Annotated in this window: 11 protein-coding genes and 2 pseudogenes; 2 read left to right on the top strand and 11 right to left on the bottom strand. The window is 57.3% G+C overall.

Annotated elements, in window-relative coordinates; all coding sequences use genetic code 11:
• Window positions 1-429 precede the first annotated feature (429 nt).
• The 4 genes from NLN62_RS08485 to NLN62_RS08470 all read right to left on the bottom strand — a co-directional run bounded on the left by NLN62_RS08485 (window position 430) and on the right by NLN62_RS08470 (window position 3241).
• Window positions 430-825, bottom strand: a complete 396-nt coding sequence (locus NLN62_RS08485) for a hypothetical protein (RefSeq protein ID WP_254108370.1) — start codon at window positions 823-825, stop codon at window positions 430-432.
• Between the two features lie 81 nt (window positions 826-906).
• Window positions 907-1143: a hypothetical protein gene (locus NLN62_RS08480; RefSeq protein WP_254108369.1), complete on the bottom strand. Its 237-nt coding sequence runs from the start codon at window positions 1141-1143 to the stop codon at window positions 907-909.
• On the bottom strand, window positions 1140-2345 hold the full coding sequence (locus NLN62_RS08475) for an IS91 family transposase (RefSeq protein ID WP_254108368.1): 1206 nt from the start codon (window positions 2343-2345) through the stop codon (window positions 1140-1142). The genes NLN62_RS08480 and NLN62_RS08475 overlap by 4 nt, the downstream gene beginning before the upstream one ends.
• An 11-nt stretch (window positions 2346-2356) precedes the next feature.
• Window positions 2357-3241 (bottom strand): site-specific integrase, encoded by an 885-nt coding sequence (locus NLN62_RS08470; RefSeq protein WP_254108367.1) that lies wholly within the window; start codon window positions 3239-3241, stop codon window positions 2357-2359.
• A gap of 533 nt (window positions 3242-3774) precedes the next feature.
• Here NLN62_RS08470 and NLN62_RS08465 point away from each other — a divergent pair.
• Window positions 3775-4980 carry a hypothetical protein gene (locus NLN62_RS08465; RefSeq protein ID WP_254108365.1) on the top strand — a complete coding sequence of 402 codons (1206 nt, stop codon included), beginning with the start codon at window positions 3775-3777 and terminating at the stop codon, window positions 4978-4980.
• Window positions 4981-6193: 1213 nt separating this feature from the next.
• Here NLN62_RS08465 and NLN62_RS08460 read toward each other — a convergent pair.
• The 3 genes and pseudogenes from NLN62_RS08460 to NLN62_RS08450 all read right to left on the bottom strand — a co-directional run bounded on the left by NLN62_RS08460 (window position 6194) and on the right by NLN62_RS08450 (window position 8300).
• Window positions 6194-6550, bottom strand: coding sequence for a hypothetical protein (locus NLN62_RS08460; protein ID WP_254113878.1), 357 nt, complete (start codon window positions 6548-6550; stop codon window positions 6194-6196).
• A pseudogene (locus NLN62_RS08455) lies at window positions 6493-6858 on the bottom strand (site-specific integrase); the annotation flags it as partial. The pseudogene NLN62_RS08455 and the gene NLN62_RS08460, both read right to left, overlap by 58 nt.
• 881 nt (window positions 6859-7739) lie before the next feature.
• Complete coding sequence (locus NLN62_RS08450; RefSeq protein WP_254113382.1) at window positions 7740-8300, bottom strand: avidin/streptavidin family protein; 561 nt, start codon at window positions 8298-8300, stop codon at window positions 7740-7742.
• A 973-nt stretch (window positions 8301-9273) separates the two neighbouring features.
• On the opposite strand from NLN62_RS08450, the pseudogene NLN62_RS08445 reads away from it, so the two are divergent.
• A pseudogene (locus NLN62_RS08445) lies at window positions 9274-10683 on the top strand (trehalose-6-phosphate synthase); the annotation flags it as partial.
• A 775-nt stretch (window positions 10684-11458) separates the two neighbouring features.
• Here the strand turns inward: NLN62_RS08445 and NLN62_RS08440 are convergent.
• From NLN62_RS08440 to NLN62_RS08425, 4 genes are all read right to left on the bottom strand, one after another.
• A complete protein-coding gene (locus tag NLN62_RS08440) occupies window positions 11459-12235 on the bottom strand; it encodes a nodulate formation efficiency C protein (protein ID WP_254108364.1) in 777 nt (258 codons plus the stop codon).
• 3161 nt (window positions 12236-15396) lie between these two features.
• Complete coding sequence (locus NLN62_RS08435; protein WP_254108363.1) at window positions 15397-17160, bottom strand: tetratricopeptide repeat protein; 1764 nt, start codon at window positions 17158-17160, stop codon at window positions 15397-15399.
• Between the two features lie 18 nt (window positions 17161-17178).
• Window positions 17179-17604, bottom strand: a complete 426-nt coding sequence (locus tag NLN62_RS08430; protein ID WP_254108362.1) for a DUF3540 domain-containing protein — start codon at window positions 17602-17604, stop codon at window positions 17179-17181.
• Between the two features lie 242 nt (window positions 17605-17846).
• A complete protein-coding gene (locus NLN62_RS08425; protein ID WP_254108361.1) occupies window positions 17847-18803 on the bottom strand; it encodes a hypothetical protein in 957 nt (318 codons plus the stop codon).
• Between the last annotated feature and the right edge of the window lie 600 nt (window positions 18804-19403).

Here is a 19403-nt window from a genome sequence, read left to right as displayed (position 1 = left end):
CGTGCGGAGGCGATTTGGATGATGCGTGCAGTTTGGTCTTTGCGATTCTTCGGAGAGGCTGGCCCAAAAGCACGTGTCCACTGAGCCGCTTCTTCATCGTCGCGTTGCGTCAGCGCTGCTTGGACAGCTGCCTCAACCAAGTGCTTAATGACGGACGCGAGTGGGTGCGAGTCACTCTCCACGTCAGAACAGTACGTTGGCCGGCAGCCTTGGTGTCGAGAGCCGAGATGCATTGTGGATCTCCATCAAATGAGACCCAAGCAACGCATGGCATCGCGGGGTAATCCAGCCGGTAGGCTACCTCAAATCTACCCCGCTACGGGTAGCTTACCCTTCCTGTATGACGACGTGAGGTAACTTACCCCCGGACACAGGCTGCTCGCAGGAACTGAAAAGAGAGTCGATTTTCCGGCCTCTGCGTTTCGAAGATCAATCGAAAGTAAATTGCTTTCCGCCGATACGCTTCTTGAATAATCGGCTCAACTCACTTACGGACGGATTTGGACCGATGTATTTCGCTTTCGGTGTGAAGTGGCGGAAGGTTTCATTATTGCAGAAGTACCAAATGCGCCGCGGCCCCTCGGACGGATTTCGGTACGGAAAGCCCTTGAATGCATAACTCTCGTGTATAGGGCCGTTCTCATTGACGACCTTATAGGAAGAACCTTCCCGAGGATCGCGATGACTCCAGCCGTTGAGGCGCCAGTACTCCCGATGGGATTTTGTAATGCCATCGAGACATTCGATCGCGGCCGGACCGTCAATACGGTGTAAGAGACCCCGAACCACGTAATAGAGAGCGTTTTTAGATTGGCGGCGCGGCACCTACGCTTCAAAGTGGGCCGCTGTGAGTGCGCCGGTAATCTAAAAACGTGTTGGACGAAGCCGCCTAGTGCGCCGGTGCCGCTATGGAAATTGGATGCTGCTTCCCAGCGGACAGCGCCGTCGCTGTGGCTTCGGGAAATGCTGGATGCGGTCTTGATCGCGAAACATTCTAATCGAGATATGTTCTCCCGTGCGGAAAGACCGGCGGCGCTTGCGCTTGGAGAGCTTGATGCCAGAAGCGCGACAATAGGATGCCTGCTGCCAATCTTGGCAGATTGAAAGAACGGTGATCAATGATTGGAAAATCTCGACCGTCATGAAGTGTCCGGAAAAGGTGGGTCTTGTGACGCAACAGGCGCGAGCACCTCGATGCACACCATCTGCCCTTGACTGCAAAAGGGACATTCCCGCAGGGAAACTCCGGTCAGCTCCTCGACCTTGTCGCGATAATCGCGCTCTTCCTTCGGTTTTACCGGCGTATCGGACTGCTGCATTCCGAGCAGTTCGCGGCAGCGGGCGAGCTTTTGCTTGCGGTAGCGGTTACCCATGAATCCGTAATAACGGATGCGCTGAAATCCCTCGGGCAAGACATGGACGAGGAAACGCCGGATGAACTCGCCGGCCTCGAGCGTCATCACCTTTTGCCGGCTCTCGTTGCGATAGTCTTTCCACCGGAAGCGTACCTCGCCATCCTCGATATCGACGATCCGGTTGTTGGCGATGGCCACCCGGTGTGTGTAGCGTCCGACATATTCCAGAACCTGCTCAGCGCCCGCGAAGGGTGGCTTGGCATAGACCACCCAGTTGACCTGGCGAGCGGGATCCAGATAGCGCCGGAATGCGACGGGATCGTGCAGCCGTTCCAATGACGAAAAGAAACGCAACTCGCCGGCATCGAATGCCCTTTGCAGACTTTCGAGAAACAGTCGGCGGAAGAGTCGGGAGAGCACGGCGACTGGCAGGAAGAAGCTGGGACGGCACGCGATCCAGCGGCTCCCGTCCGGCGACAGCCCGCCACCGGGCACGACGCAGTGGAGATGGGGATGATGGCTGAGATTCTGACCCCAAGTGTGAAGCACCGCGAAAAACCCGATCTCCGCGCCGAGATGTCGCCGATCGGCAGCGATGGTGCGCAACGTCTCGGCGGCTGCGTGGAACAGGATTTTGTAGACCGTGCTGGCATTCTGGAAGGCAATCGCGGCGATCTCGCCGGGAACGGTGAAGACGACATGGAAATACTGCGTATCGAGTAGCTCTTCCCGCCGAGCCTCGATCCATTCCGCTCGGGCGAGCCACTGACACTTGGGGCAACTGCGAGAACGGCAGCTGTTGTATGCGATCCGTCGTTCGCCACAGCGGTCGCACTGTTCGATATGGCCTCCGAGCGCTGACGTTCGGCAGCGCTCGATGGCAGTCATTGCTGCGCGCCGTTCCGTCGATAGCGAGGCCCAGTGCTGCTCTCGCCAGGCAGCACCGTAGCGGCGGAATATATCCGCGACCTCCGGACCTGAGCGGCCCATGAGATCGGCCGTCAGAAATGTTCTGGCACTGGCGGCGAGGAGGCCTTGGGGATTGGACGTGGCAGCAGTTCAAGCGGACTCGTCGCCGCGCAGACCTTGTTGGTAGAGATCCGAAGATACTGAGCGGTCGTTGACAGGCTGCGATGGCCGAGCAGGAGCTGGATGGTGCGGAGATCAGTTCCGGCTTCGAGCAGGTGCACCGCAAATGCGTGCCGCAGCGAATGCGGCGTTACCGGCTTGGAGAGTTTCGACACCCGATGTGCCTTACGGCAGGTGGCATCCACGGCGCTTGTTGATATCGGCTCTCCAACAGAAGCGCCGGGAAACATCCATACCCCTGTGGGCCGCACGGCGCGCCAATAGTTCGTCAGCACCTCCAGCAACTTGGCCGAGAGCATGACGTAGCGGTCTTTCTGTCCCTTGCCCTGCTCGACGCGCAGCACCATGCGCTGGCGGTCGATAGCCTCAGGCTTCAAGCGGGTGGCCTCAGAAATACGCAGGCCAGCGGCATAGCATGTCGTCAGAATCGCCTGGTGCTTGAGACTTTCGATACAGCCAAGGAAGTGCAGCACCTCCTCGGGGCTGAGAATGACGGCCAGTGTTTTTGGCGCCTTTGGGCACGGAATGATCTGGTCGAAATCCCAATCCAGGCCGAGCGTGACGCGGTAGAGGAATCGAAGCGCTGCGACGGTCACGTGCACCGAACGTGGCGCTAGCTTCTTCTCGTTCGTCAAATAGACCTGGTAAGCGCGGATATCCTCCGGGCCGAGCAAAGCTGGCGATTTAGCGAAATGCCGGGCGAACTGCGAAACCTGCAGCAAATACGAATCCTGCGTGTGTTGCGACAGGTTGCGGACCTGCATGTCTTCCATCATGCGTAACCGAAGCGAGGTCATAGCGAACTCCTTGACAAGAGGGACGCTGCGCGCGGGCAGCAACACCATCTTGCCAAGGGCAAGCGCTTCTGAAATGTGGTGGATTACGTCGCTGTCCGGGTGGTGCCGGGGCAGAGGCACAGGCTGGCTTCAAGGGAATACCCCGCGCTCAACGCGGGACACCCTCCCGCGGAGCGGGTTCGTCCAATAGGCTTTATGTAGTCTGCCGTCTGGAAACCGCACAATGATTGCTGGCCCCTCCGACGGATCGCGGTGATACAAATCTTTAAACCAGTATCGTTCCTGGATGATAGTTCCAGTTTGCCCGTCTTTGATGAGTTCGCATCGCAGCATCTTCCTCCCCCCTTTGTTATATTATATATATCATACTAAAGGACCACCGAGGCCCGACGCAAACCTTTCATGCGCGCGCTAACTGATTGATTTGAAAGGATATGGCTTCTGAAAAGCGGTGGATGGAGCGAGAGCTCCCTTTGACTGTCCCAGCCAGCCTAATAAGGTCAGTCTTTCAACTTTGCATTGTGGATTGTCAGATGTCGTTTCCAATGCCCACCTCGACCGTGCAGGCTGTCGAGCTTATCATCGGGTGCCTTACCCGAATTCCACAAATCGATGAGAGCACCACGAAACGTCTCTACACACGCTATGCGGCGGACCCAGAAACCGCAAAAGCTCCGGCTGACTTCAAACCAGGGCGAGCCGACACATGGCAGGACATCATCTTTCGAGAGAAGAATTGGAAGACAATCAAGAAGAATGGCGAGGTCAGCCCCAAGTATGTGAGCAGGATCGAAAACATCCTGAGAGTGGATCTGAAGCTCGTTGCTACGAAAGCAGTGGTGCAAGACCGAAGCTTGTTGGCACGTCTCTGCGATCTCCTTGAAAATCTCCAACGATCCGTACCAGGCAAGGTGAGTGTAGGTATTGAGCAAAGCCCGAGAGATCTCAGAGCAGCGCTTGAGACACTTCTGGGCATGAAAGCGAATGAGCATTACGATCTTAACAAGACGATTGTCGGTGAGTACTTTGGCTATCGGCGAAGTTCAAACCGCGGTCGTATCGTGCGCTTCTACATCAAGATTGAAGAGGCTGGCGATGCAGGCCTCCTTAGCTTCAAAAATGAATATTACCAAGAACCCGATCATTGGATGGTCAAAGGTTGCGGCTTCGATCGGGACGGACTTACCAATCTCATTGGGCATGCGTGTGAGGCAGACGACGAGGACGTTGGGCTTGGCATTCGCTTCTTTGTTCTTAACAAATTTCGCAGGCTTGGCTGGTTTGTTGGTCTTCTAAATTCCCTCGACAGAAATCAGCAGCCGATCGCGTCAAGAATTGTCCTCATTCCGGTGGAGCAGCACAAGCTCGCCCGAGTCTCCGATCCTCTCACGTCAAAGCAAATATTGACGAACATCTCGAGCAAAAGTCTAAGCGCCCAAATTCTCGATCGACAAATCAAGGTGGAGAACGTGGCTAGTTTGAGAGGCAACTCCGTATCGACAGTCGTGCAAGCGCTCATTTGGAACGGAACGCTTCGCACGCTGCACGCACCGAATACATATATTCCAGGCAAACGGGAAGGCGCAGCTTACAGGCGCGTATTTGACTTTCAGCGGAAGGCTCTCACACCTCCACCAAAAACGACAAACGATATTGAGGTCTTTGCCCGTCTTCTTGATTCGAGTGACTTCCGAGAAGCGGTCCTTCCCGCCCCGCCACCTAAATCGAAAGGTAGATAGAACCCTGCCAACAGGTATAGGTGACGCGCAAGCACTACAGTTCAACATGGGCGAGGCGTGGTGCCAGGCTTGAGCGGCTGGCCCCTAGACCTTTCGGTCGATTACGGTTCGGCCCGGCGCGAATGTGCCGTACGGCGCAAAAGATAAGCGGCAACTGCTCAGGTGCGAGCAATTGGCTGGGAAGTTGCTATTTCAAGTCGGGGTCGAAATCCGGACTCATACCGATCCAACGCCAGCGCCCGAGCGGGTGTCAATTGGAAGTGCAAAATCGAGCCGTACCTCGAAGCGCGGGCGGGGTATCCGCTTTTTTACACTACAAGATTATGAGCACTTCGATTGGGTTGTCGGTCTTCTGGATTCGCGTGTGTATTCGATCCGAACGTCGCATCTTTCGAGATTTTCGGCCTCAACCAGGCACGAAGATCTGGGCAGGTGATTGCGTTACTGCGACACCACCAGTGGACACGCCAGCGCCGTCATCACCACCGCCCGCCCCGTCAGCCGAAGGCGATGCGCCCGCAGAGAAGCAGTGAAGCCAACATGAGATCGGTACCAACCAATTCTGGTAGGTGCTTGCAGCACTTCTTCGCGATACTCCTTGCTCGCGCCCTTGAGAATTGAGCCTCTCGGGGGCAAGGTGGTCAGGTCCAAGGACGAAGGCTTGCCACCGAAGTTTGCGGCGTCTGGTAGGGACAGCGCTTTCAGGGTCCAACGCGAGCGCCGAGTCATCGCCGCCAACTTGACTGGCAGCGCGAGCGGGACAGCGTCGACCTGATTCCCGACGCCGAGTCGTGCTCGCGCTGCCTCCAGTCGACGTGTGCGCCGCAGAGCGGAGAAATACGATGCCGAGATTTCGAGATTTATTGCCTCGTACGATTTGAAAGAGACCAAACCAGACGCGCACGAAGAGTTCGTCAACAAAGCCATCGAGCACGGATGGTCTCCATGGATTTTGGACCGTGATCACAATACTCGTTTTACTCTTCCGAACACTACCTTGCAGGGATCGTCCTCGAACAAACGCAAGCGGTCGCTGCTCTCAACGCAACAAGGGTGGAGACGGAGAAAGAGCTTGGGATCAAGGTCATAATGGAAAAATGGTTGGTCACCCGATCCGAAGCCCAGCCAGACTTTGACTCCAAAGGCGGGCTAGCAGATAGGTAACAGCTTGGATTTCCCACTTGACGTGGCGCGAGGCAATTGATCGAGCGGATCAAGACCGGGCATAAGCATAACACTGACGGATAATCGCTAACATTGTGCTGTAAAAGGCGGCGCGAAAACTGTTTCTCATAAGTACTCGAAGGAAGCGGCCGTACTCCTCAAGAAAGTTCGAGATGGGAAGACAATAAAGCAGGATCAGCTCACGGTTCACCGAGAGACCGGCACAATACCGCGCCTCCGCAATCTTCCGTTTACGGTCACTGACGAATGCCGAATAGCTTTGGGCGTCAATTTCAGTCATTGGCTTGGCGTCTTTTCGGGCCGAGAGGGATTTGGAAGGTCGCTTGCTCAAGCGGCCACCTTCAAGTGCTTCTTCGCCAGCATGGCGCGCACGAACTTGTTCCACTTTGCCATTCCCGCGCGTTTCTCGGGCATGTGGTGCCAGCGATCATAGTTCTTGGAGCTGACATCCTGGAGCGCATGATTTTGCAGACGATCTCGAATTTCTTTGGACACGCCGGCCTTGCAGGCCAGGGTCTTGAAGGTTCGCCGCAGGTCCCGATTTGTTGCATAGGGAATCACGCCGCGGTCCCGCTGACGCCAAACGAAGCTATACTGAGTACCGTGGCTCACGGGCTTGGATGGGTCCTTCGCTGAGGGAAAGAACCACCCGTACTTATTCGGCTTGATCGACTCGATCAGTTCGGCGTACAAAGTGCGGAATTTGAATCTACGCTCTGTTGCAACGCCCCCGGAACGTCTCTTAACGAGGATCGATGTTCCGACGCCCGAACCCGATTTCCCCATTATGGCGCTCGACCAAAGCCTCCGGCAACTCGCCGCGGCTGGTTTCAATCATCATGTAGTCTGCCATGCAGCAATCATCAGAGACGCAACCATAAGCAACAGAACAACGTAAAGCAGAAGTTGAGAGATCAAGTTGCATCACGGTCGAACATTATGTCTCCCATCCGCATTGCCGCCTGTTCGGACGAGGCCGACGCGCTGAGTTTGCCAGCGTTTTGGGCGCCTTTGCTCCGACAAACACTGTATATAACGAACGAAAATCTCATTTCTCACCGGAGTGTGTCGCCTCGGATTCACATTTGCGTCGTTCAGCTTCACATTGGGACTTTGGATCACGCAACGGCCACCTGTTCGCATTGCGCAGCTTCTTCACTTCGTCCCTGGCCGCGAGCCTACGGCCATCAAGCATGCACCCAGGTTTTGCGCGTTCCCGTGAAGAATGCGCCAGATAGGTCACCGCATGCTTGTGGTCATACGGCGTCAAGATGTCATCCGCCAGAACCTGGTCGGCAACATCCAGCCGGGCAGAGACGCAGGTCCACGATGACCATGACGAATCCGGCCAGGGCGCGCCGCGAACGCCGGACGCAATCCAAGGCGTTTCGCGTATCGACGTGCGACGGCGATGCGACGTCTTCGGGACGTGTGTGCCGGCAGCCGACGAAATGGAGAGCCGGGGGTTTCGGAGGCGCCGTAAGGTTGCGCCCTGCACTGGGCCTCTTTGCCATGCAATGAAGATGGACTGCGTGACGACGTTGTTCGAAACGTCGTCACGCAGTTTAGTTATGTCATTTGCGATTCTTCGTGTTCGAGAGCTTCTCGCCTGCGCCGCCCTTGGCCGCCTCGCCACCAGCTGACGACAATTTCGACTTGTCGCCGCTAGCGAAAGTGAAGGTGTCAGCCCCGGCACTGATGCCATTCCATACCACCGGCTCGGCGAGCGAAAGTAGCCAAAGGCCCTGAAAGCCCGACGCAGCATTGAGCTGTCCGGTCCACACGGTAGTCGAGCCGCAGCCTACGAAGTTGACTGAAAAGCTGATCGCCATGCCGTTATTGGTCTGGGCGAGCCAGCCTGTCATGGCCTGAGGCGCGCCTTCATCGCAGCTATTGCTCGCGTTGTTGGTATAGGTGCCGGAAATCGCGCCTGTGCTCTGGTTGTAGCTGTTGACCGCTAGGGTCGAGCCGTATTGGTTGGTCCAGGTCCAGAGGGGTTGCGCCTTCGCCGGTCCCGCCAGTAGCAGCCCGAGGCAAGCCGCGCCGATCCATTTCGCCAATTTCCAGTTTGCTTGAGACATTGCCGACTCCATATCGCTCCAGAAGCGGAGCTGGCTGCTTATAAACGTGACCACCCGCAAGTTAAACGAGTATTATATTTGGATTGCTCTAATAGATAGAGTTGTGAACGGCCGCACTCCTAGACCTCAGTTCGATGAAGGAGGGGACCCGCGGTAACCGGAACAGCGAGAGACCGCATCGCCGCACCGGTGTTGCCGTGCTCTTGCAGCTGCCGTGCCATCAATGGACCGGATGCCATCGCCTTCGAGATCCTCCCAGGCCATGAGGATCATCCATTGTGGTCCGGCAATGCCGAGCCCTCTGGCCGTGTGCCAGCGAAGCTCGCAGAGATGCACGTTAATGGAGTTAATGTCCCAGCCAAGCCTGCGGAAGAAGTCTCTGCTCTCGGCTGGCCACTGTCGATAGGCCCTGCAGAGTCGTTGTCAGCTTGGCACGTTTTGCGGATGGCATCGCTTCAATTTCGGCTCGTGGTCTCTTGGCTGGAATGAATCTAGAGAAATTCTGTCCGAGTAGTAGATTATAGTTGGTACGGATCGGACCAACGCCGGCCGTACGACGAGCTTTGGTCAAAAGACCCAACGTGCGCGGCCTTATAACAACGGGCGTGAAACCTGCCGAGAAACGAATTTCGTTCTGCCAGTATTTCTCAAGCGTGACGGACTTTCAGTCTCACTATGCGAACGCGTCTTTGTGTCACATACCAAGTTTGGTGGGTGCGGCTACCGCCGAAAAGTACAAGCCATTCTGTCTTCCAAAAACTAGTGCTTCGTTGGCCTTGGAAGCTGCCCTCTCGAAACGAAGCTGTCGGTGCACCGAGCGGCGGAATGGGCACATTTATCTTGCCGGTCAGCGCGGGCCTCGGTGGCGCGTCGTTGTTCGAGCCTGCACGCCGTGTTTGGTACCGCCCCGCGCCGCACGCGTGACACCGTCGAGTCCAGTCGGGTTGTCAGGCCGTACATCGGCGATCACCTTCAAGTTGATCGAAGGCCCGGGGTAAACCGTAGATCAGACGGGGAAGGATGACTTGTGAATCTCGTTGTCGTGTCTAATCGGGTTGCCTCTGGCGACGTCAATGAACCCAAGACAGGAGGGCTTGAGACGGCGCTACTTCCCATGGTGCAACAATCCGGAGCAATTTGGGTAGGGCCCTCGCGCTTATCGGAGGTTGGCCGAAATAACAATCCGTCCGTCACGGCACTCGGCGAAGGTAGGCTCGTGAGGGTCGATCTGCCTGCTGAGGATTATCGACGCTATTATGAGGGCTTTGCCAACTCGGCACTATGGCCGGCATTGCATTCGCTGACAGACAAGATCTCCTTCTCGGATGACGATTATGTTAGCTATCGCAAAATTAACGCCTTCATGGCGGACGCGCTGTTCGACTACAGGGACCGCGACGCGTTCTGGGTGCATGATTATCATTTTCTCTCGCTTGGCGCTGAGCTGCGTGATCGGAGCGTCGACCGGCCAATCGGCTTCTTCCTGCACACGCCATGGCCGGCGCCCAACGTGCAGCTGGTGCCGCATCATCGCGAACTGACCGAGTTGATGCTTGCGTACGATGTGATCGGCTTCCAGACCGACGAGGACCGGCAGAATTTCCTTGCCTGTGTCCTTGCCGATCTCCAGCTCACGCCCAGCGAAGATGGCGTCGTAACCTCACCTGGTCGAGGCGTGACGAGGTGCCAAGTGTTCCCGATAGGCATAGATACAGACAAATTTGCACAGCACGCTGCAGACGCGGACGCGAATGCCGATGTCGCGTCGCTATTGGACGGTCTCGATCGCGAGAAGCTTGCCGTCGGTGTCGACCGGCTCGACTACACCAAGGGTCTCGACAATCGCGTACGGGCTTTCGGGTGCCTTTTAGGGAAAGAGCCGCGCAGTATCTCGCTGTTGCAGATCGCCACTTCCTCACGATCCAGCATCCAGAGCTACAGCGACTATCAGAACGATGTTATGTCTCTTGTCGAAGACGTCAATGCGCGCCATGGCGCGGACGGATGGAAACCGATCCGCTACGAGACGACGCCTGCCAGCCAGGCCGTACTCGCGGGTCTCTACCGCGCCTCACGTGTTGGGGTGGTGACGCCGCTGCGTGACGGGATGAATCTGGTGGCGAAAGAATATGTCGCCGCGCAGGATCCCCGCGATCCCGGCGTGCTGGTTCTGTCGAAATTTGCTGGCGCGGCCAAGGAACTCCATGCCGCACTGCTCGTCGATCCCAACGACGTCGAAGGTATGTCCGAGACGATTTCGAAGGCGATCAAGATGCCGCAGCGCGACCGCATCTCGCGCTGGCAAGACATGATGGCGAAGCTTCGAGCCTATCCCATCCTGCAATGGACCGCGGACTTCATTGCGGAGCTGGAGAAAATTCGGACCGAGAAGCTTGGGGGACAGAGCCCGCGCGATGTGCGGCAGCTCAGCGGTTCGAAACGGAAGGCCGAATTTCAACTACGCGGCGGTGCGAGCCATTTGGATCCGCCGCATTTGTCACGTCCGGCGTTCGGTGTGCGCGCCAGGAGGCTAGATTATGACTTCACGCACATCGTCGGCTTGGGCTGGAATCACCGTCCTCAACCGGCTCCCGATGTCCTGCTCGGCGCGCTGAATAGAGTGGACGCTTTCCCGACGCCGGCCCTGCCGACGACAGATTTTTACATCCACGGTCATCCCTACATGGCGCAGTTGGTTGGAGGGATGAGGGAGATGACCCCTAACAATCCGCGGGGTATCAACGTTATCCTCATACCTCGATTTAAGGGCGGCTGAACGGCGCCTGGACCGCAAACCGTCCCTATGGGTTTAACGGCCGTAGCTTAAGCACTCTGGCTGGTCGACGGGTAGGCCAAATCTCGAGCCGAAGGAATCGGTTGTGATTTCTTGCTGAGCATCTTCTTCGCGAGGACTCGTTAACTCCATTGCGGTGACGAGATAGCCGTCGCGCCAGCTGCAGCCAACGGCAACCGAAGGTCGCTCGGAAATAGTTCTTCATCGGCGCGACCCCAGGGGCGCGATGGACCGGCAGGCAGCCGGCAATCATCCGCTCGGGCTCGGCCGCGTCCCCGTGATCGGAGCTTGGATCAATGCTCTCGACGGACCAGCGAGGCACCACCAGGATTGGTTACGATTTTGAATCAGCGCCCCCGCTGGCGAAGCTAGTCTGTGCGTTCATCTTGCAAGATATCCTTGGCCCCTTTAGCGCTTCCTAATCTTCCGGGTCTGCATGATCAAACCAAGAGCCTGGAGCATAGGCGGCGATCCGCTTGGCAAAAAACGACCGCGGCTCCCAGGTTTGTCCTTCGCTCTTCTCGAAAACGATGACTCCGCCACGGGTCAGATAGATAGGCCCTGGAATATTGCAGTTCACTATGATCAAAATGCGCCACAGATTGCCTTTTGCGGCATCTTTGTCATCGGTCTTTTGCAGGTAGTCGACCCCGACCGGATCGCTGATAGTGCACCGGCCGTGCCGCAGAAGATCGCCCAACCTGCCTTGAGCGGTCATCACAAAGTTGAAGTTGACGGGATCATGCAGAAAGCGGAGGTTCACCGCGCGTTCGCCTTCTGCGACTTCGGTGGCGATCAGCGAGAGTGCGAATGCCTTCCAACCCAATTCTATCGGCTTTGCATAGGGCGATTCAACCTTGAGCGTTCCATCGGACGCAACTTTCCAGGTAATGGCATATTCGGCTGCCTTTTGGTTCCGATATTTGACCCACGAAAAGAACACATACTCGCTGCCGTCATTGGCTTGAGCGACTCCCCATCTCCTCGGAACGAAATGCGCCACCTTCGAGACATTGGCGATGATTTGCTCGACAGTCTCGCCGTCCTGCGCTCGCCAAGTTGACTTGACGTTGTCGATAAGTGCGATCGTGTCCGCACAGGCACTGCCGCTCGTGACGGCCAGTTCCCCCAGGTACGCCAGCACTAGACAGAGACAGAACCAAAGCACGCGCCTTTCAGTCTTTTTCTTCATCATCGCGCCTTGGCCCTAATCTTCGTCAGTTCGATGTCAAGCTCGTCTTCTGCTGAAGCTCGAACCCGCCAAACCGAATGCAGCGTAGTTTAGCCTGCGACCGGAGCGATTCCGGCCACCATTGGATCAATCTGTATTCCCGAAAAGATCCGCGATGCCACCTACCAGGAATGGTTGGGTGCCTATTCCGAATCCTTCAGTGCAGGCGAGTGCGAAGTTTTGGACGAAGAGGGAGATTCAGTCACCGGACTGATTTTGGCCTAATTGGGCTTTGATTAAGACTCGGTCACGAAGTACGTGAAGTGCAAAAGTATTTCGGATCGTTGCCACGTACTTTCGCCTCGCATCGCTCGCTCATTTGGGGATTAAGCCTGCTGTCATGCAATGCACAGCGCAGCATATGATCGGCTACTTGGAAGATAGCGAAGTCGGACTCGAAGCTAGGACCATTCTCGTAGACACAGGCAATGTTCTCAGAAGCTGCGGTTGTTCTGAGATAGCTCGCTCGATCTTTGAAATAGTTGATCATCAAGGGGCGAACCAAGCATCGTTTGAGGGGCGCGCGCCGTCTGCGAGATCACACATCCCAGCTGAACGCAAGGCGGTTGAGTGTCTGTGTCGCGATATCTTGGAAGATACCAACGAGAAGGCAGTAGAGCTATCTAACCGACCCACCGATGTCGATCTCCTGCTCAAGTTGTTTGAGCCGCGGGGGTTGGAGCCGTCTCGAGCGTGAGAATGTTTTAGCGCCGTTCGCGCCCCAACTTCACGGCAGGCATCGTCCCGTTCGACGGCAAGGTGGTCGAGACAGCGCCGATCCTGCGCCGCACGGCGGCTGGTCGCGGGATCGGGTCCGCGCCGAGCGCAAGCGCATGGGGTGAACGGTGTCGGCGGTGCGTCAGATGCAGCGCGAGGACGTGACCGCGCCGCAGATTAAGCCTGGCATAGTCCAACGCGAGGAGAGCTTTGAGGTGCTGCGCGCCGACGGCACGGTCGAGTTCTTCGATTTCGATGGTGCGTGAGTTTGCGGTCCAGGCGCGTTGTTCAACCACCCGAAGGATATTGTGGATAGAGACGAACGCGTGGGCCCTCGATCGTTTCTTGCAACTCGGCCCTGTAAGGTAGGCCGTCGATACAAAAATGCGTCGGCTGTCCCGTGCTCGGCCAGAGGCCCGCGTCTTTCAGCGGCTTTGCGAGATAACCCGGAAGCGGCCTTTCGCGGTGCTCCCATCCCCCGGGGATGAGAGGCCGGATATCCGCGAGCGGCGGACGGGAAGCTCCACCGGCCGAGGATCCGGCAGGATCGTGGACCGGCTGAATAATAACTTGTCTGCCTAGCGGATTGTTTACGGCCGGCTCCCACGCTCGGCTATCGAACGATGCCGCGTAGGGCCGAGTATGAGGATAGAAAATCGTCGAGCGCTGCAACGGCCTCGGTGGGAGCCCTGCTCTGTCCGGTACTCCGATCAGGACGCCGGGAGTCGGTTGGGGGCCGATATTGAATTGCCAGGGATTGAATCGCAAGGGAAGGAGATGTCCGGAAACACTCGGCGGCGGCCAAGCCGGTAGGGCGGCTGCCGGAGCGGATGATTGTCGGGACAGGTCCAAGGAAGACGGCATGCCTGCCCAAAAGTTCGCGAGGTCCCAACGGTCGGCGGGCAGCTGGCCAGTTTGCTCCGCTTCCTGCCAGAGCTCCTCCGGATCGACAGCTTGCAATGGCGAAAGGGCTGCCTGTTTTCCCATCTGCCAGGAGCCGACCGCGCCCGAAGCACTGTCCCCGAGGCTACTGTTGCCGGACTCACGTATCAGGCCGATAGGCGGCGTAGTCTCTGTTCGCTGGTTGGAACGAGCTGCATCATCGATGACATGTCCGCGTTCTGCCGTGGAACTGTGACGTGGAGGCCCGCGATCAGCTAATGTGTTTGATCCACGAAACTCACGAAGTGCTTGCAAGGCGACACTCAGGTCGCGGGCATTCCTGTTAGCGTGAGCGACCAGCGAATCGTGATCGAGTGCAGTAATCGTTTGACTTGGCCCGAGAGAATTCGCCAAGTTACGCAAAGCGCGATTATACCGCCGGGCAGTCTCGCTGCTCCACCCTCGGCGCCCAGCAGCTGCCTGGAGGGCCTGGTCGATGAGGCGCACGTCTTCCCCAGAGACAACCGGTGCGTCAGGCTCGCGATACCTCCGAAGGATCGTCAACGCGGGACCCACATGCGGGTCATTCTGAAAAAACTCGTCGGCGTAAGCGACCAAGGAATCATGATCGAGGGCATCAATCGTTTGGCCCCGCTCGCCGAGGTGATTCCCCAATCTACGAAGAGCGTTAGCGTAAACGTATTTTGTTCCTTCGGTCAGCTTCCTGTGCCCAACCTCGGCCTCGAGAGCCGAGCTGATGAGGTTCTCGTCGTTATCGGACAGATGAGGATAGTTAGGGTTTGAGCGCGGTGGGCGGCCCCCTGCGATGGGAGCAGCACCGCCTTGGCGCTCCTCGGCCAAGTGCTGCTCAGAGTCACTCGTGCGCGACCTGGTTTACCTCCGCTTGGGCGACCGGCCCTACTTGACGTTGCGCCGTGTCGGCGTACGCCTGATGCCAACCTGAATCGAATGGATCAAAATTCTTTGGAACGAATGGATCGAATTTGTCTGGGTCCACGCCAATCTCCCGCGTCCGAAGCTAGATCGTCGCAAGTTCTCCACCTCAGCGCAAAAAGCGGGAGGGGTTGAATTTGATCAGGATAGGGCGACAGTCCCGCACGATCGCGGGCGATGACTTGGATCCCTGGCCGGCGCTTCAGCCAACTGCGCTGGGGTGGCTCCATTCACTGACAGGCCCACATTCGCACAGACCGTAGAATTGCGGACCTACCAAAGCTGGGTCGCGGCGATCAGGGGTAAGCACACTCCGTCTCGTCCTTTTCGTCATCATCCGCTCCATCTAGCTGTTAGCTGCTCTATGTGATGGCCGGGGCCCCCTTTGATCATCTCCCAGTTACTATCCAGCATAGTACCCGCCAAATAGAAACGCCGCGCAAAATGCCGGGCGTTTCTATTGGCGCTTGACGGAGCGGCCGCCTTCCAACTTAACTGAGGGCCCCAAAAACGGGCCATCTCGCTTTGTCATTAAATGGCCGCAGCCTTCCAGATGTGATCGAGGGAGCACGCTACCCCAATTCGCTCGTTGACCCGCGCAGCAGTGCCTCCAGTTTACGCCCACCTTGCTCGATCGCCTCAGACCAATGGCCGAACCGTTCCTGCGCGACGACTTCGAACGACGGGTACCACAGTGGCTTTCCGCCAGCCTGGGCCCAATACCAGGGATAACCGCATGGCACGAAAACCACGCCGGGAACTCCGAGTGCTCCGGCGATATGGACGGCGAAGCTGTCGGGCCCAACCACGGCGTCGAGATTGGCGATCGCTGCGATCAATTCCGCAGGGCGCTCGATATGCACACCGGCATCGATCGGGTGACGCCATCGCTTCATGTCGTGGCGTTGCGCTCCACTCATCAAACTGATCGGCGTGACGGAATGTGGAATCACAGCGGCGACCTGCTCCATCGATAGGCCAAGAGCGCCGCTCTCCCATAGGATTCCTACCAACGGCCTTGCGAACACGGCCAAAGCATCGCGCCACTTGGCGAATAGCTCGGCATCGGGACGCAGGTACGGAACGTCATCTGCAATGGTGCAGGCGTCGATCGACAGAATGCGCAATAGCGATTGCAACGGCGTAGCTGAGAGTCCAGGTCTCGGCTCGTCCATAATCACCGGCTCAGCGAGGTGGGCAAGAAGAGCCTGATAACGCGCCTCCGCGACCACCTGCACATCTTGCTGGCTCGTCAGCCGGCGCAAGAGGCGAACGAGCGCTACGAACTCGAGTGCGCCGGTCGTCGGGGGGACGAGTATCCGCGTGACAGGCTCTAAGGCGGTCGGATCGGGTGACGGGAAGCGACCGAGCGTCAGTTCGAGCGTTTTTTGTAAAGACTTCGCTGCTTCATTCTCTGGCAGCGCCTGCGCGACGCGGTCGACAAGCTTGAGGGCTTCATTGAACCGGCCAACGAGTTGCAGGACACGCACCAGAGCAATCGCGGCGGAGTGGTCCGATTTTTGAGCGCGAACGAATTCCGTCAGTTGCGCGATGCCTCGGTCCATTTCACCCTTGGCAATCGTAACGCGGGCCAAGATTTCGCGGGCACCAACATGAGCCGGCGCATAGGCCAGTAACTTCTCGCAGGTCGCCTCCGCTTGCGACCAGCGCCCTGTTGCGGCGCGGCAATAAGCCAGATGCAAGAGGCCGTCTGTATCGAGTGGGGTGCGCAGATGCGCGCGTTCGGCAAGGTTGAGCGCCTCGTCGAATCGGCTTCGTTCGAGCATAAGTGCCGACAAATGGCCCAGCGCATCAGGATCGTCTGGAGCAATCTCGAGCGCACGAAGCAGGACGGTCTCAGCCGACGAAGTGTGGCCTAACGCGAACTCGATGGCTCCGAATTGAAGGAGAGCGCGCGTATTGCCTGGCTCGTTGTCGACAACGGTCTCCGTTATCGCGCGGGCATCCGTAACGTTGCCGCGGCTCAACAGGGCTCGAGCGAGCGCTAGCTTAATCGCACTGTTGCGCGGGGCGAGAGCAACCGCGCGTTTGAGGCAGATCATCGCCTCCTCAGCGCGGCCGAGCAATTGGTGGGCGATACCGAGATTGGTGATGAGGCTCGCGTGTTCGGGGTAAATGGTCGCCGCTTCAGCCAGCATATCGAACGCAAACTCGGTCTGTCGCCGCGCAAGCGCCAATGTGGCCCTTGCATTGAGCGCATCCGGATCGCTTGTGGCAGGGATCTCCTCCAGTAGCGCTTCTGCCTCCTCGATACAGCCGGCGGCAATAAACTCCTGGGCCGTTTGAACCCGGTCTTGCCAGCTCGGAGCGGACATGCCAGCGGACGGCATCGGCTACGCAACCGTGACGCGTTTGCCGTCGAGACGGAGTTCCTCGCTCAGCGCGACGACTTTGATGTGGGCTATCTCAGAAGCAATGCCAGTAACCCTAATGGCTCGGGTTTCGGTCTGCAAAACGTCGATGCGCTCAATCACCGTGGCACGGTCAACTACCTTTACGGTGAGCGACCCAGTGCTCGCGTCCTGGGGCCGCGCCGAGGATCGGACATGATCCGCGATTAACGTGTAGAGTTTACCGATCCAGGTGCCTTTATTCGCGAGTACCGAAAACAATTTGGCCTGCAGATCGACACTATCGGCGCAAAAGGAGGCGCGCTGACGCGCCGCAAGAGTGATGGTCTTGGCTTCAATCGTAATGTTGTGACCTCCAAGTAGGCCGACCACAGGACCGTTGAAAGCCGCCCGCTCGAGCACGGTCACGACAAAACGCTTGATCCACGTAGGTAGCGAGCAAAACATGTCCTGTGGCTAAGGTCGGGCGAGGGATATCCGACAGCTACCGTCAGCTGTGCTGAGTGCTAGCGAATTCGACGTCCACCGCAATGTGCTGACTGACACGACACGGGCCGTGTTATGTTCGCCTTCTGGCAAGCGCTCGGCCGTCGATAAAATGTGAGCGTTTGTGGCGCGGATCGTCATCGTCATTCTTGCTCTCTGGTCAGCTACAGGAAGATTGTCTGGTCCTTTTGTATGACTTCCTTCTTACCGGTGCGGGACATGTTCTCTGCTGCTTGGATGACAAGCTCGTGCTGCGCCGTGCTTAACTTGCCCTGCCTCACGGCTTTTTCTGTAACGGACACGCTGGTCTTGCAGATCTTGCTGTCGCGGCCGACCACCTTCAGGTCTTCATCGGGTACGTATTTGAAACTGCTTGTTTTGAGAATTGTTTGACTACTATCGGCCGACTTGAAGTCGGGTCCAAAAACACACTTAGTCGACGTGCCGATCACTTGCTTGACGTCGTGGCCTCTGACAACGTTGAGGTTGTTGCCAACCGTGACAGATTGCGTATCGCCCAGATTAAATGAACATGATCTTGAAATCTTATAGGTGAACGCTTCTCCAAAGAAGACTGATACGTTCCTGGCCATCGTCAGCTGGGTAGTCGCGCCGCGCATACAAGTGAGTTTTGTTCCGTCGAAGAATTCCTCGGTGTTGCCCATAATCCGCTTTTCGGTGTTGCCAGTGGTCGTTTCTACTTTGTCACCTTTATTGACCAACTTGACCCGGTTCGAAGCCGTCAGGATGATGTCCGCGGAAGTCACAGCGCTACCAGCAGTGATTGACACGCCATTCTCGGCGGAGATCTCATAGATGCCCTTTGGCACCTTGTGCTGGACGTTTCCGTTCGTGACCTCCATCGTTTGGCCGCCCCCGATTTTCAACAGTGCCGCGCCTTCGACATTTGCCTGGAAGTCCTTGTTGGTGAAGGCAAGTATACCAGCGTTGTCGCTTTCATGCTCGCGGGTCACTGCCGGATCATCGTTGACCGTCGCCGTGAGACCAGCGACAAGTTTTGCCTCTTCGTCCGAATAAGAGCCGAGGCGCAGATAACTCGACTTGGTCAGAGGAGAAGAAAAAGTCTCTGGAACGCTCAGTCGCATGCTGGCATTTGGCATCGTTGAATTCCCTAACCTTTGGCTGTAGGCGCCCTAGCGCTGCGTCATCAAGCGGATTTGAGAGGTCAATATCGAAAGCCCGAAGGCATTCGGGTTGGCACCGTTGTGCTTGGTTGGCATGCCCACTCTGGTTGTCGCTGCCCCGCCGATTGATAAATCGTCCGATCCAGCCTTGGCGCGGCCCGGACCAATGACAAGACCAGAGATGACGCCCAGCGCCAGCCGCGCTGGCTCCATTCATCAACAGGCTCACATTCACACAGACCGTAGAATTGTCGACCTACCAAAGCTGGGCGGCGGTGATCAGGGTGAGCACACTCCGTCTCGTCTTCTTCGTCATCATCCGCTCCATCTGTGATGGGCCGGCGCCCCATCGATCATTTTTCCAGTTACTATCCAGCTAGTACCCGCCAAATAAAAACGCCCAGCAAAATGCCGAGCGCTTCTATAAGCGGTTGTTCAGCAGAGCGTGTCACCCGGCTTTCTTTTGGACCGTCTCATGGCCTTCATTCCGATCCAGGAAACTCGAAACTGATCTGCTGTTTTTCTGTCCCGCCAGCAGGATGCAAGCTAGACCTGCTGTGGCCGCCTACAAGTTCT

The organism is Bradyrhizobium sp. CCGUVB23 (assembly GCF_024199885.1).
Taxonomy (GTDB): Bacteria; Pseudomonadota; Alphaproteobacteria; order Rhizobiales; family Xanthobacteraceae; genus Bradyrhizobium.
Note: the sequence above shows the minus strand (reverse complement) of the source record. Positions and strands in the feature narration are given on the sequence as shown.

Coding starts and splice junctions, on each gene's coding strand:
- NLN62_RS08480 (WP_254108369.1), bottom strand. CDS start 1,143: ATGACGGTCGAGATTTTCCAATCATTGATCACCGTTCTTTCAATCTGC.
- NLN62_RS08475 (WP_254108368.1), bottom strand. CDS start 2,345: ATGGGCCGCTCAGGTCCGGAGGTCGCGGATATATTCCGCCGCTACGGT.
- NLN62_RS08470 (WP_254108367.1), bottom strand. CDS start 3,241: ATGACCTCGCTTCGGTTACGCATGATGGAAGACATGCAGGTCCGCAAC.
- NLN62_RS08465 (WP_254108365.1), top strand. CDS start 3,775: ATGTCGTTTCCAATGCCCACCTCGACCGTGCAGGCTGTCGAGCTTATC.
- NLN62_RS08440 (WP_254108364.1), bottom strand. CDS start 12,235: ATGATGAAGAAAAAGACTGAAAGGCGCGTGCTTTGGTTCTGTCTCTGT.
- NLN62_RS08435 (WP_254108363.1), bottom strand. CDS start 17,160: ATGTCCGCTCCGAGCTGGCAAGACCGGGTTCAAACGGCCCAGGAGTTT.
- NLN62_RS08425 (WP_254108361.1), bottom strand. CDS start 18,803: ATGCCAAATGCCAGCATGCGACTGAGCGTTCCAGAGACTTTTTCTTCT.